The following is a 12,631-nucleotide window of genomic DNA, read 5'->3' as shown; positions in this document are numbered from 1 at the left end:
TTAGAAACCAATCCCGAAGAATTCTTCCAGTTTTTCACCGACGAAGTTGAAGTGCTCCTGGCCCAGCGAAGGCTGCACACCCAGCCAGAAGGTCTGGTTCATGGTTCGATCGGTGTTGGTCAGCTCACCGACCACACGGTATTCCACGTTGTGAAAGTATGGCTGGCGGATCAGGTTGCCGGCGAACAGCAGGCGGGTACCGATCTTATGCTGGTCGAGGAACTTCAGCAGGTCGACACGCTTGACCCCGGCACTTTCCTTCAGCGTCACCGGGAAGCCGAACCAGGACGGATCGCTGTTCGGGGTTGGTTCGGCGATTTCCAGGAAATCGCTCAGGCTCGACAGGCGCTCTTTGAGCAGTTTGAAGTTGCGCTTGCGGGTTTCGATGAACTCCGGTGCACGGTCCAGCTGGGCCAGGCCACAGGCGGCCTGCATGTCGGTAATCTTCAGGTTGTAGCCCAGGTGGGCGTACACGTACTTGTGGTCGTAGCCATGCGGCAGACTGCCGAACTGCTGACCAAAGCGTTTGCCGCAGGTGTCATCACAACCTGGTGCACAGTAGCAGTCACGACCCCAGTCGCGGAACGACTCGGCAATCAGCTTGAGCTGGGCGTTGTTGGTGAACACCGCGCCGCCTTCACCCATCGTGATGTGGTGGGCTGGGTAGAAGCTCAGGGTCGCGATGTCTCCGAAGGTGCCAACCAGCTTGCCGTCGTAGGTGGCGCCCAGGGCGTCACAGCAGTCTTCGACCAGCCACAGGTTGTACTTCTCGCAAATCGCCTTGACCTTGGCGAGGTTGAACGGATTGCCCAGGGTGTGGGCAAGCATGATGGCCTTGGTTTTCGGAGTAATGGCGGCCTCGATCAGGTCGGCATTGATGTTGTGGGTGGCCATGTCGACGTCGACGAACACCGGGATGGCGCCAAACTGCACGATCGGGTTGACGGTCGTCGGAAAGCCGGCGGCTACGCCGATCACTTCGTCACCTTTCTTGATGGCGCGCGCACCGAGCTTGGGCGAAGTCAGCGTGCTGAACGCCACCAGGTTGGCCGAAGAGCCAGAGTTGACGGTGATCAGGTGTTTTACGCCAAGGAATTCCGCCAGTTTTTTCTCGAATTGGGCGTTGAAACGGCCGGTGGTCAGCCAGCCGTCCAGTGACGCCTCGACCATCAACTGCAGTTCACGGGCGCCGATCACCTTGCCCGAAGGAGGGATGACGGATTCGCCCCCAACAAAAGGTTTGGGGGCCAGGGCCATCTGAGCGTAGCGCTCGACGAGCTGGCTGATTTCCTGACGGAGCATATCGGGGGTCATAGTAATTCCTGCTCAAGCTGATATTTGTTTAGGCGCCAGAAGCCATGGCAGCCATGTAGTTGTTGATTTCGTCCACGCAGCGGGAGCGCATGTCGGCGCCTTCAAGCCAGGCGCGGTGCCAGTTGACGATGTGGGTCAAGGTGGTTTCAAGGTCCCAGGTGGGTTCCCACTTCAGGTGGGTGCGTGCCTTGGAAATGTCCAGTTTCAGATAACGGGCTTCGTGTGGCTGCGGGTCGTTGTCCAGCCGCCAGCTAGCTCCATTACCCCAGGCCTGGACCATATGATCCAGGATCCATTCGACGGGACGGGCATCCTCGTCGCGTGGGCCGAAATTCCAGCCTTGCGCAACGTCGTGGCCATGCGCCCATAGCTGCTGGGCCAGTACCAGGTAACCGCTCAGCGGTTCCAGCACATGCTGCCAGGGGCGTGTAGCCTTGGGGTTGCGTACTACCACCGGCTCGCCCTGTGCCACGGCGCGCAGGATGTCGGGAATCAGCCGGTCGTCGGCCCAGTCGCCGCCACCGATGACGTTGCCCGCGCGTGCCGAGGCCAGAGCCGCAGCGTGCTCGGTGTTGAAGAAGGAGCTGCGGTAGGCACTGGTGACCAGCTCGACGCAGCCCTTGCTGTTGCTGTAGGGGTCGTGACCACCCATGGGTTCGTTTTCACGGTAGCCCCATTCCCATTCCTGGTTTTCGTAGCACTTGTCGGTGGTGACATTGACGATCGCACGCAGGCTTGGGCACTGGCGCGCGGCTTCCAGCACGTGGACCGTCCCCATCACGTTGGTGGCGTAGGTTTCTACCGGCTCGCGATAGGACAGGCGTACCAGCGGCTGAGCCGCCATGTGGATCAGTATGTCTGGGTCGAACGCCGTCATGCTCTCGGTGATGGCCGCCAGGTCGCGGATGTCGCCGATCTGCGAGGCGTACATGCCGCGTTCGACCTGCGCCTGCTCAAACAGCGAAGGGGAGGTGGGCGGTGCCAAGGCGAAGCCCTTTACCTGCGCACCCATGCCTTGCAGCCACAGGGCCAGCCAGCTGCCCTTGAAGCCGGTATGGCCGGTGAGGAAGACCTTCTTGCCTTGCCAGAAGGCGGCAGAGACGGAAGCTTTCATGTTCGCTTTATTCCCAGGATTTCCATGGCGCGGCGCCATTCTGCCAAAGTTTTTCCAGCAGGTTCTTGTCGTGCAGGGTATCCATCGGCTGCCAGAAGCCGGCGTGCTCGAAAGCCATCAGCTGACCGTCGTTGGCCAGGCCCATCAGCGGCTCCTGCTCCCACACGGCGCTGTCGGCGTTCAGGCGGTCGAGCACCTTCGGCGAAAGCACGAAGAAGCCACCGTTGATCATGGCACCATCGCCCTTGGGCTTTTCCTTGAAGTTAAGGACCTGACCATTGCTGATATCCAGAGCACCGAAACGCCCTGGCGGGTAAGTGGCGGTCAGGGTCGCATCCTTGCCGTGGCGCTTGTGGAAGGCAATGGTGGCGCTGATGTCCATATCGCCGACACCATCACCGTAGGTAAAACAGAAGGCATCTTCATGGCGCACGTAGTCGGCCACGCGGCGCAGACGGCCGCCGGTCATCGAGGTTTCGCCGGTGTCGACCAGGGTCACGTTCCAGTCTTCGGCACGCTTGTCGTGTACTTGCATGCTGTTGTCACGCATGTTGAAGGTGACGTCCGAAGTGTGCAGGAAGTAATTGGCAAAGTATTCCTTGATCATGTAGCCCTTGTAGCCACAGCAGATGATGAAGTCATTGATGCCGTGGGAGGAATACATCTTCATGATGTGCCAGAGGATCGGCTTGCCGCCGATTTCGACCATGGGCTTGGGACGAGTACCGGTCTCTTCGCTCAACCGCGTGCCTAGCCCACCAGCCAAAATGACTGCTTTCATGTCTTGTCCTTGTTAGTTTGAGCTTACAAAAGCATCGGAGAAAAAGTGTTTCGCCGGCAAGCCGGCGGCGGTCAGTGCAGTGCGGGCGGAATGGATCATATCCTCCGAGCCGCAGGCATAGATGACCGCATCGGAAAGCTCGACGCCATCATCGAGCAGCGCCTTTTGCACGTAGCCGGTGCGCCCTGGCCAGTCGGCGGGGGCGCGCGACAGTACCGGGATGAATTCGGCGTCGAGCCCTTGGAGCTGAGGTGTCCAATAGATATCTCCGGGATGGCGTCCACCCCAGTAGACGTAGATTTTCTTGCCAGCGGCCAGCTCCGGGTTGCCCAGCAGTTGCTCAAGCATGGCTTTGACGGGTGCAATACCGGTGCCGGTGGCAAGGAAGACGATAGAGGCTGCGTCTTTCTCGCGCAGGCAAAACGTGCCCAGTGGGCCCTCCAGGCGCAGCAGGTCGTTGTGCTTGGCGCTGCCGAACCAGTACTGAGACATTACACCTTGCTCGACTTCGCGGATCTGCAGCTCCAGCTTGCCGTCTTCGCGTTGGGCGTTGGCGATGGAGTAACTGCGGCGCAGGCCGCCTTCGCCGATCACGTCCAGATACTGGCCCGGCAGATAGTTGAGCTTGCCGGTAGGGGGCACACGCAGCACCACTTCGATCACGTTGTCGGCCAAGCGGGTGAGGCTGTCGATACGACAAGGCACGGTCTTGATCACGATATCGCCGAGAGCACCGAGGTCTTCGGCATCGATTTCCACGTCACCGGTGGCGTGGCGGCAGCAGGTCAGGATCATCCCGGCAGCTCGCTCTTCGGCGGTCAGCGAGGTCTCTTCACGGAAGGCTTCAGTGTTGCCGCATACGACGGTCGTCTTGCAAACGCCGCAACGGCCGGAACGGCAGCTGTATTCCAGGGTGATGCCGACGGCTTTGGCACTGTCGAGCAGTGAAGTGCCAGATTCGGAACTGAATGTCTTACCGTTTTGAAGTTTTACTGAAGCCATTTATCGCGGTGAAGTGCTTGTGAATGCTGGTTACGATAAGTCGCCAAGCCACAGACGATCCGCTGTCAGTCGCGGTCGTCATGACTGACACGCGGAGTCCGTGCACTCCGGGATATGTTTAGTTTGCAGTCTAAAAAGGTGATATGGCACCAGGTCGCTGCTGGGAGGAAGTTCATTCCATAAACATAAATTATATGCTGCGGGGCGTCACCCCTTCTGTATGCCTACGCCATTATCCTTGCGCATCCTCGCACCCACAGGCGGCTTGGAGAAGCAGGCAAAGGTCTCTACTTGCCCTCTGGTGATCCCGTCCCGGTAGCCTTTTTCCCCGGGGACACCCACGCCATTCGCCCAAAGGAGACGATTTCGCGCGTTCCTCCATCCAATTCGCTGCCTCGGTGAGAAGCTCCGCACCGCCCAGGTAACGGGTTTGAAGATCGAAGAGAACCCGGCCATAGGCGGTGTTGTATTCATGCCGATCTAATACGGAGCGGATGCGGGAGATAAGAGAGACGAGCTGAGCCAACACGAATGCGCGGTCTGCGACCGATGCCTGCTGGACGGGGGGGCATGTGGCTGCCCATGGGAGGCTGCCAGACTTAGCGGTGGGATGTGTTGCCTGCGCGCGGGGACGCGATCGTCCATCCGGATACCAGCTTGTGACGCCTATGCGTGACCACCGCATGCCGCTCGGATGGGCGTTGGTTCTGTATGCGTCTCGACAGGGAGGCTGGAGTTTCTTTGTGTCCGTTGCCTCGGGGTGAGACTGCTGCCGCTGCACTGGGTGTGAGGCGTAGCGTTCTCGATCTCCCTGCAGCCATCCGTTGGCTGATCGGGCGGGCAGCCCATGGCATTCACTGCACAGATTTCCCTGCACTTTGGCGGCGAGTGTTCCCCCATTCAGGCGCATGAGGCGGGTGTCATGCCCTGTCTCAGGTGCTTCTCCATCATCCTGCAACCTGCTTGCGACAAGGCTCTGGGTGGCGCATTCAGGTAGTGCCAGGCACTGCGAAACACTAGTTGACATGACCATCCCTGAAACGACCGCTATAGACCTATTTGGTTGTGTCTTAACAACGAATTTTTTAATCCATTGATGTAATCTATTTCTATATATGTATAGGTGTGGCAAATGATTTCTCGGATCAAAAGAAGGCTCAATGGGTTTGTCAAAGTCGGCCTGCTGGCGGGTGCGGCCATTGCGTTCAGTAGTAATGCAACGGCGGCCAAAATTCTGGTCTTGACTACTGCAGAAACTGCGACTGATGCGATCGCGATTAACAACAACTGCGTCTCCGAGTTCACGGCACTGCAGCCTACCCATACGGTGGTCGCTATGCCGGGTAAGTTGAGCGACAATGCCTCGCCGCTGACGATGCAGGATTTGTCGCCTGCTACCGGACCTTACGACATTGTGGTGACTTGCACGGTGTATGCGGCGGCTAACCAAGCAGCGGTCAGCGCCATTGCTGACGGGATGCGGCAACGCACTGCTCGCGCTTTCTTCAATTTTGATGAGCACGCGTCGTTCATGCCTGCGTTTATCGCGGCCAAGAACGACTGGACGCTGGCTCTGAGCACCATCAGAGGGGGCAGCGGAGAGCCGCAAATTTTGAATGCGCGCAGCATATACGCAGATGCGTTTGCCGGCTTGCCGGTAATGGGAGGGCATTCATATGGAGCCTATACGGGAGTTCCTCTCGATAACACCTTGTATACGCCTCAATCCGCGCCCATTCCGCCCAACTCCGACATTGTGCCCGGGGCGTCGACCATGGTGGTGCCCATAGAGCAGTCTTACCTTGATGGCAATGGTGCTCCCCAGGGCGCCTGCCTTTTCCAAAGCTCCGATGTCAGCATGTTCGACTCGGTGCGATATTTAGCTAATCGGGGGAGAATCTCCGCCGCATTCATCAATGCCACGGCACCAGGCGGTGCGTGCAGTCTCTCGCCCAGTATCAGCAAGTCGTTCAGCGCCAATAGCATCGCTGCGGGTGGGACCTCCATTCTTACCATCCGCATCAACAACAATGGCGGCTATACGGATGCAGCAGGGGTGTTTCAGCCAGGTGCGCCAGTCTCCAACCTCAAGGTGCAAGACAATCTTCCGGCTCCTTTGCAACTTGACGGTGTTCCGACCACCACCTGCAGTGGTGGTTCTCTCACGGGTAGCTCCGGTCAGACAGCTCTAGGATTGGAAGGCGCGACGCTGCCTTCAGGTGGATGTACCATCACCGCCGCCGTCACTTGGCCTGCGTCGGCAGTGGCTGCATGTACAGGTGCATCGGTGATCAACACGATCAATGCGGGCGTTGAATTTACAACTGCTGGCGGCACGGCGAAACAAAATGCCACTGCAGCTTTGGCATGCGCCCCTGTCGCCAGCGTTCAGGTCAGTAAATCTGTGGCCGAGCGCAACGTGATGGCGGGAGCTGCGGCGCATTTCACCGTTTCCATCCGCAATATCGGCCCGGTTGCTGGCACTGGTATTGTTGTGAGTGATCCTGTCAGCTCAGATTGGAGCAGCGTGACTTGGACCTGTTCGGCCACCGGCGGTGCCTCCTGCCCATCAGAATCTGGTGCTGGAGCAATTGCGGTGAACGGCTTGACGTTGCCAGCTGGCGGTGCATTGAGCTATGCCATAGCAGCAGTTTCTGCGGGCTCGGCTAATTCCGCCACTAATACGGTCAGCGTGTCTCCTGGCAATGGTCAATGCAGCAGCGGCGCGGCCCCATGTATTGCGTCGGCCACAGTGGCTGTCCTGGGTGGCGTGCAAATCGATAAATCGCGCACGAGCGGCGCAACCGCCAAGGTGGGCGACACCGTGGAATACAAGGTGCAAGTCAGCAATCCCACGGGTGTGCCGGTGACTCGCCCCATTGCGATTGCAGATCCGTTGCCAGCCGGTCTCGAAAGCGGCCATTGGACATGCGCCGGCGCATGTGGAACCACCACCAGCGGATCACTGCCCCTCGCTGTCACGTTGGACGGCCTCGGTCCTCAGGCGTCGGCCACTTTCACGCTGTCAGCGGTAGCAGCAGCATCGGGTCAAGGTGCATCCGTCATCAACACTGCCACTGCAACGCCAACAGCTCCGGAGCTGTGTCTCAATGGTCAGGCTCAGTGCAGTGCAAGTGCAGATTCCGTACAGATCAATCCTTCCGCCCCTGCCACTCCCACTGCTGTTCCTTCGCTCAGCCAATGGGCGCTCGCATTGTTGTCGCTGGTGTTGGGCGGGTGCGCTGTAATTAGTGTTCGCCGTACAAGGATGCATTGAGGCACCGAGGTGGGGGCTGGTGAGCGGCGCCGGTCAGTTCCTGCCTCTGCGACCTCACGTCTACGGCGTCCCTATTGCTCCTGTCCGGCGACGGCCCATTCAGACAGACCAAGTCCTGTACCCGCGCCAACCCTCCAGACATCAATTTCCAAGAAATCTGCGTTTCTTCCCGAGACCCTTCAATTGCCTGCTACAATTGCAGCTTCGGCGCTGCGGAGAGGTGGCAGAGTGGTCGAATGTACCTGACTCGAAATCAGGCGTACGTGCAAACGTACCGAGGGTTCGAATCCCTCCCTCTCCGCCATAGCATCGATAATTAGCGGCTGTAGCTCAGCTGGATAGAGTACTTGGCTACGAACCAAGGGGTCGTGGGTTCGATTCCTGCCAGCCGCACCAAACGTCAAGCCTCAGAGTAGAAATGCTCTGAGGCTTTTTCGTTTTCACCGCATTCCCTGTAGGCCGCCACTGCTAATGGAGGGGCCGCGCTCGCATAACCCTTGCCTGCACCGGAACAGAAGGGTCCAGTCCATGGACTTCTGGCATAGCTGGCGTGCATCGGCCCCCATTTGCTTCACAGTCTCAGCGGCCGGGAAAGAGGCTCACCGCCAGAAGCAGGCACAGGCTGAACGGATCCAACCCTGTTTGCCGTCATTGTTCCCCGCCTGAGCAGTGACCTGCACCGCTTATGGGCGGCAGAGCTGCCGCCATGGTTTGAACGGTTGCCACCCTTGGCCAGGAAAGGGGCGCAAGCAAATGCACTAGCTGCAAGGACGATGAGGGCAGCGGGAACCACCTTTCACGATGGCCTTCGGTGAATGGATCACAAGCACTGACAAGAGAGTCATGGCTTTCTGATTGGCTTTGCGGGCGCAGATCCTATTCAAAATCTGCCTGAAGCCTTCGTACCTCGGAACTGCGTCACTGGCATCGGGTGCGGGATGATCAACATGCCTGCGCGTCTGCTGGTATTGCATTTGCTGTGCGATGCAAGGAGCGCGGGGATCCATTCGGCTTAGCTTTCATCCATGCATTGGCGTTATTCAGCCAGCGTCCTCAGTGTGCAGATACCCCTGAGCCATGCAGTTTGCCTGCCTGCCCTTGGTGCCTGCACGGGCAAAGACGACAAGTCGCCCAGACCGGGCCCCGAACCACCCATGCCTCCCAGCACAGGAGGGCGCGATCACCTGGTTTACGCGGCAACCACAGGGCGGCGCGAAGTCTCTGAAGACAAGATAGACCTGCCGTCAGAGCGCTCCTGACTGGTATGGCCAACCTGATGCATGCGGCCGCAGCGGTGTGTTGTCCGCCGGTCACCTTTTACCAGTCACTAGGCGGAGCCAGCCCTCATATATTTATGTAAGTTTTATGGGGAGAAGAAAGTTATAAAACGTTGAGAAATTATCAAATACAGAAAACTATTTAATAGCGGAATAGCGCAACGAATTACGCATGATGATCTGCAAATAAGTAGCAACAGCGCGAAATGGCGAGAGATATTATTTCTCGCATATTCACCGGTGCCAGCCCAGCGCTACTATTCATGACCTACCGCCTCTCGCTGCTCGACAAAAGCCCCATTCCGCCGGGCGTTTCAACCGCCCAGGCGCTTCGCTCCACACTGGCCATGGCGCAGCGCGCCGAAGCGCTGGGCTACCACCGCTTCTGGGTGGCAGAGCACCATGGCAACCCCCAGGTCGCAGGTTCCGCCCCAGAGATCCTGGTTGCCTGGCTGCTGGCGCATACCAAGCGCATCCGCATCGGCTCAGGCGGCGTCATGTTGCAGCACTACAGCCCCTACAAGGTTGCCGAGGTGTTCAAGCTGCTATCGGCGCTGGCGCCAGGCCGGGTGGATCTGGGTATTGGCAAGGCGCCCGGCGGTCTGCCGCAGTCCACACGTGCCTTGCAAGCGCGTCACGACCCGTCACAGCCCGTCCATTTCGACAGCCTGCTCAGCGATCTGAACGGTTTTTTGCGAGACGACCTGCCCGCCGGGCACCCGCTGGCCGCTTCGCGCGCGTTGCCCAAACCCAGCACCTTGCCCCAATGCGTGCTGCTCGGGGCCTCTCCCGACAGCGCACAGCTGGCATCGCGCCTGGGTTGGGGCTTTTCCTATGCCGGGCACTTCAATGATGACCCTGCCTTGCTTGCCAGCACCACCGCTGCCTACCGTCCCCTCAGCGGCCAGGCGCCATCGATGGCCGTCTATGCCTTTGCCGCCGATGACCGCGCCAAGGCTGAAGCGCTGGTCGCGAACGTGCGCATCTTCAAGCTGCATTTGCCCACGGGCCAGAGCTTCAACCTGCCAAGCCGCGAAGCCGCCGCAGAGTTTGCGCAGCAAGCCGGAGCCAGTGACTACCGGCTGGAGGAGACCCACCCCCATGTCATTGCGGGCACCGCTGACGACGTGCATGCGGCGTTGACTGCCTTGCACCTGCAACACGGCATCGATGAATTCGTCATCGATACCCCGGTTCCCTTTTTTGAAGAGCGCCTGGCATCGATAGAGCTGATTGCCAACGCGCAACCCGCAGTGGCCGAACTGACGGCCGCCTGAACCCTGACCGAAAGTTCACCATGAGCAAATCCCCCATCCGTTTTGGTCTGATGCTGCACGGCGCAGGCGCGCACATGAATGCCTGGCGCCACCCCAGCGTACCGGCCGACGCCAGCGTCAATCTGCAGCACTACATCCGCATCACCCAGAAGGCGGAGGACCATGGCATTGCCTTTGCCTTTGTGGCTGATGGCCTCTACATCAACGAAAAATCGCTTCCCCACTTTCTGAACCGGTTCGAGCCCATTTCCATTCTCTCGGCGCTGGCAGCTGTCACCAGCAAGATAGGGCTCGCCGGCACCGTATCCACTTCCTACAGCGATCCCTTCACCATCGCCCGGCAGTTCGCCTCGCTCGATGTGATCAGTAGCGGCCGTGCAGGCTGGAACGTGGTGACCACGCCGCTGGAAGGCTCAGCGCTGAACTACAGCCGCAAGCACCCCGAGCACGCATTGCGCTACCAGATTGCCGATGAATACCTGCATGTCACGCAAGGCCTGTGGGACAGTTGGGACGACGATGCCTTTGTCCGCAACCGTGACAGCGGCCAGTTCTTTGACCGCAGCAAGCTGCACACGCTCGACCACGAAGGCCGGTTTTTCCAGGTGGCCGGGCCGCTCAACATCCAGCGTTCGCCCCAGGGCCAGCCCGTGGTCTTTCAGGCCGGTTCCTCCGATGCCGGCATTGATCTTGCGGGCAAATACGCAGACGCTGTGTTCACCCATTCACCATCGCTGGATGAGACGCGCGAGTTCTCGCGCAAGGTCAAGGCCAGTGCGATCAGCCACGGCCGGTTGGCCAGCGATGTGAAGATATTTCCGGGCATCAACGTCGTGACCGGCGCCAGCGATGAAGAAGCCAACGCCAAATACGAGCGCGTGCGCAACCTGATCGGCATTGATGAAGCGCTGGCCTACCTGGGCCGCTATTTCGACCACCATGATTTCACCCAGTACCCGCTGGATGCAGCTTTCCCCGAGTTGGGTGATATCGGCCGCAACAGCTTCCGCTCCACCACCGACCGCATCAAGGCCGATGCCAAAGCGCAGGGGTTGACCCTGCGGCAAGTGGCCTTGCAGGCCGCCACGCCCAAATCCAACTTCGTGGGCTCGGGCCAGAAAATTGCCGAACAGATCATCGATTGGGTGGACGCGGGCGCCGCCGACGGCTTCATCCTGCAGTTCCCCGTCAGCACCGAAGGCCTTGACGATTTCATCGCGCATGTGCTGCCCGAGCTCGAAGCCAGCGGCCGCTATGAGCGCAGCCTGACAGGCCAGACCCTGCGCGACCATCTCGGCCTGCCGCGCAAGGCCAGCCGGTACGAAGTGGCACCCGACGCTGTTGAATCCCGACGGGTCGCCTGATGAACAGCGCCGCCATCATCGAATCCGCCGCCCAGCCGCATAGCGCATACCGCTTGCGGGTGGAGAACGGCATCGCCCGCCATGCGCAGAGCTTCATTGCGCTGCGCCGCGATATCCACCAACACCCCGAGCTTTCGTTCCAGGAGCACCGGACCTCTGCGCTGGTGGCCAAGGCGCTGGCCGAATGGGGCTATGAGGTGTTCACCGGCATCGCGGGGACGGGGGTGGTTGCCCGTCTGAAAAAGGGCGGGGGCGGTAAAACCCTCGGCCTGCGCGCCGACATGGATGCGCTGCCGATCCAGGAGGCCACCGGCCTGCCTTATGCCAGCCAGAATGCCGGCGTGATGCATGCCTGCGGTCACGATGGCCACACTGCCATCCTCCTGGCGGCTGCACGCTTTCTGGCAGAGCAGGGCGCATTCGATGGCACCTTGCACCTGGTTTTTCAGCCCGCAGAAGAGTTGGGTGCGGGTGCCAAGAAGATGATCAGCGAAGGCCTGTTCGAACGCTTTCCCTGCGACGCCATCTACGGGCTGCACAACTGGCCGGGCGTGCGGGCCGGACACCTGGGCTGCGTGGAGGGCCCGGCGATGGCGTCGATCGACTACGCCAAGGTCACCATCACCGGCCAGGGCGGCCATGGCGCCGAGCCGCACCAGGCCGTCGATCCGATCCTGGCAAGCGCACATGTGATCACGGCCTTGCAAAGCGTGGTCTCCCGCAACGTCGATCCGCTGGAGATGGGCGTGGTCACGGTGGGCTCCATCCACGGAGGCCATGCGGCCAATGTCATCCCCGATCAGGTGGAGTTGCAGCTGACGGCGCGCTCGTTCAAGCCCGAGGTGCGCAGCACGCTGAAAAACCGCTTGCAGGCAGTGGCGCAAGCCCAGGCGGAAAGCCTCGGGGCGCAGGCCCATGTGGATTTCAAGAACGGCTTTCCGCCGGTCATCAACCATCCGCAGGAAACACGGTTTGCGCGCGATGTGGCCAAGGATGCGCTGGGGGAGGATTTTGTGGATTCGCACTTTCGCCCCCGCACTGCCAGCGAGGATTTTGCCTACCTGCTGCAGGCCAGGCCCGGCAGCTTCCTGTTTCTGGGCAATGGCGAAAGCGCGTCTCTGCACAACCCCCGGTATGACTTCAATGACGCCATCTTGGCGCCGGCCGCCGCTTACTGGGTGCACCTGGTAGAGCGCTTTCTCGCCCCATGATTTCAGGAGTTCTC

Annotated in this window: 8 protein-coding genes and 2 tRNA genes; 6 read left to right on the top strand and 4 right to left on the bottom strand. The window is 60.0% G+C overall.

Annotated elements, in window-relative coordinates:
* Genes rfbH through LPW39_RS06120 form a run of 4 tightly spaced genes read right to left on the bottom strand, consistent with a single transcriptional unit; the run spans position 1 to position 4,211 of the window.
* Positions 1 to 1,314 carry a lipopolysaccharide biosynthesis protein RfbH gene (rfbH, locus tag LPW39_RS06135; protein ID WP_230772349.1) on the bottom strand — a complete coding sequence of 438 codons (1,314 nt, stop codon included), beginning with the start codon at positions 1,312 to 1,314 and terminating at the stop codon, positions 1 to 3.
* Positions 1,315 to 1,342: 28 nt separating this feature from the next.
* The gene (gene rfbG / locus LPW39_RS06130; protein ID WP_230772342.1) at positions 1,343 to 2,428 is read right to left on the bottom strand and encodes a CDP-glucose 4,6-dehydratase; all 1,086 of its coding nucleotides are present in this window, start codon (positions 2,426 to 2,428) and stop codon (positions 1,343 to 1,345) included.
* 7 nt (positions 2,429 to 2,435) lie between these two features.
* Positions 2,436 to 3,209 (bottom strand): glucose-1-phosphate cytidylyltransferase, encoded by a 774-nt coding sequence (rfbF, locus tag LPW39_RS06125; protein WP_230772338.1) that lies wholly within the window; start codon positions 3,207 to 3,209, stop codon positions 2,436 to 2,438.
* A gap of 12 nt (positions 3,210 to 3,221) precedes the next feature.
* On the bottom strand, positions 3,222 to 4,211 hold the full coding sequence (locus LPW39_RS06120) for an FAD-binding oxidoreductase (RefSeq protein ID WP_230772324.1): 990 nt from the start codon (positions 4,209 to 4,211) through the stop codon (positions 3,222 to 3,224).
* A 1,132-nt stretch (positions 4,212 to 5,343) separates the two neighbouring features.
* Between LPW39_RS06120 and LPW39_RS06115 the strand changes: the two genes are divergently transcribed.
* The 6 genes from LPW39_RS06115 to LPW39_RS06090 all read left to right on the top strand — a co-directional run bounded on the left by LPW39_RS06115 (position 5,344) and on the right by LPW39_RS06090 (position 12,617).
* The gene (locus LPW39_RS06115) at positions 5,344 to 7,488 is read left to right on the top strand and encodes an IPTL-CTERM sorting domain-containing protein (protein ID WP_230772311.1); all 2,145 of its coding nucleotides are present in this window, start codon (positions 5,344 to 5,346) and stop codon (positions 7,486 to 7,488) included.
* Positions 7,489 to 7,702: 214 nt separating this feature from the next.
* Positions 7,703 to 7,792 (top strand) — tRNA-Ser (locus LPW39_RS06110).
* Between the two features lie 15 nt (positions 7,793 to 7,807).
* A tRNA-Arg gene (locus LPW39_RS06105) sits at positions 7,808 to 7,884 on the top strand.
* A gap of 1,144 nt (positions 7,885 to 9,028) precedes the next feature.
* Positions 9,029 to 10,042, top strand: a complete 1,014-nt coding sequence (locus LPW39_RS06100; protein ID WP_230772305.1) for an LLM class flavin-dependent oxidoreductase — start codon at positions 9,029 to 9,031, stop codon at positions 10,040 to 10,042.
* A 20-nt stretch (positions 10,043 to 10,062) separates the two neighbouring features.
* Entirely contained in the window at positions 10,063 to 11,406 is a 1,344-nt protein-coding gene (locus tag LPW39_RS06095; RefSeq protein WP_230772297.1) for an LLM class flavin-dependent oxidoreductase, read from the top strand.
* Complete coding sequence (locus LPW39_RS06090; protein WP_230772296.1) at positions 11,406 to 12,617, top strand: M20 aminoacylase family protein; 1,212 nt, start codon at positions 11,406 to 11,408, stop codon at positions 12,615 to 12,617. The genes LPW39_RS06095 and LPW39_RS06090 overlap by 1 nt, the downstream gene beginning before the upstream one ends.
* Positions 12,618 to 12,631 lie beyond the last annotated feature (14 nt).

The sequence above is a fragment of the Comamonas koreensis genome (assembly GCF_021026195.1).
In the GTDB taxonomy this organism is placed as follows: domain Bacteria; phylum Pseudomonadota; class Gammaproteobacteria; order Burkholderiales; family Burkholderiaceae_C; genus Comamonas; species Comamonas koreensis.
The sequence above is the reverse complement of the archived record's forward strand: the minus strand, read 5'-3'. Positions and strand labels throughout refer to the sequence as shown.

Coding starts and splice junctions, on each gene's coding strand:
- LPW39_RS06095 (WP_230772297.1), top strand. CDS start 10,063: ATGAGCAAATCCCCCATCCGTTTTGGTCTGATGCTGCACGGCGCAGGC.
- LPW39_RS06115 (WP_230772311.1), top strand. CDS start 5,344: ATGATTTCTCGGATCAAAAGAAGGCTCAATGGGTTTGTCAAAGTCGGC.
- LPW39_RS06090 (WP_230772296.1), top strand. CDS start 11,406: ATGAACAGCGCCGCCATCATCGAATCCGCCGCCCAGCCGCATAGCGCA.
- rfbG (WP_230772342.1), bottom strand. CDS start 2,428: ATGAAAGCTTCCGTCTCTGCCGCCTTCTGGCAAGGCAAGAAGGTCTTC.
- rfbH (WP_230772349.1), bottom strand. CDS start 1,314: ATGACCCCCGATATGCTCCGTCAGGAAATCAGCCAGCTCGTCGAGCGC.
- LPW39_RS06120 (WP_230772324.1), bottom strand. CDS start 4,211: ATGGCTTCAGTAAAACTTCAAAACGGTAAGACATTCAGTTCCGAATCT.
- LPW39_RS06100 (WP_230772305.1), top strand. CDS start 9,029: ATGACCTACCGCCTCTCGCTGCTCGACAAAAGCCCCATTCCGCCGGGC.
- rfbF (WP_230772338.1), bottom strand. CDS start 3,209: ATGAAAGCAGTCATTTTGGCTGGTGGGCTAGGCACGCGGTTGAGCGAA.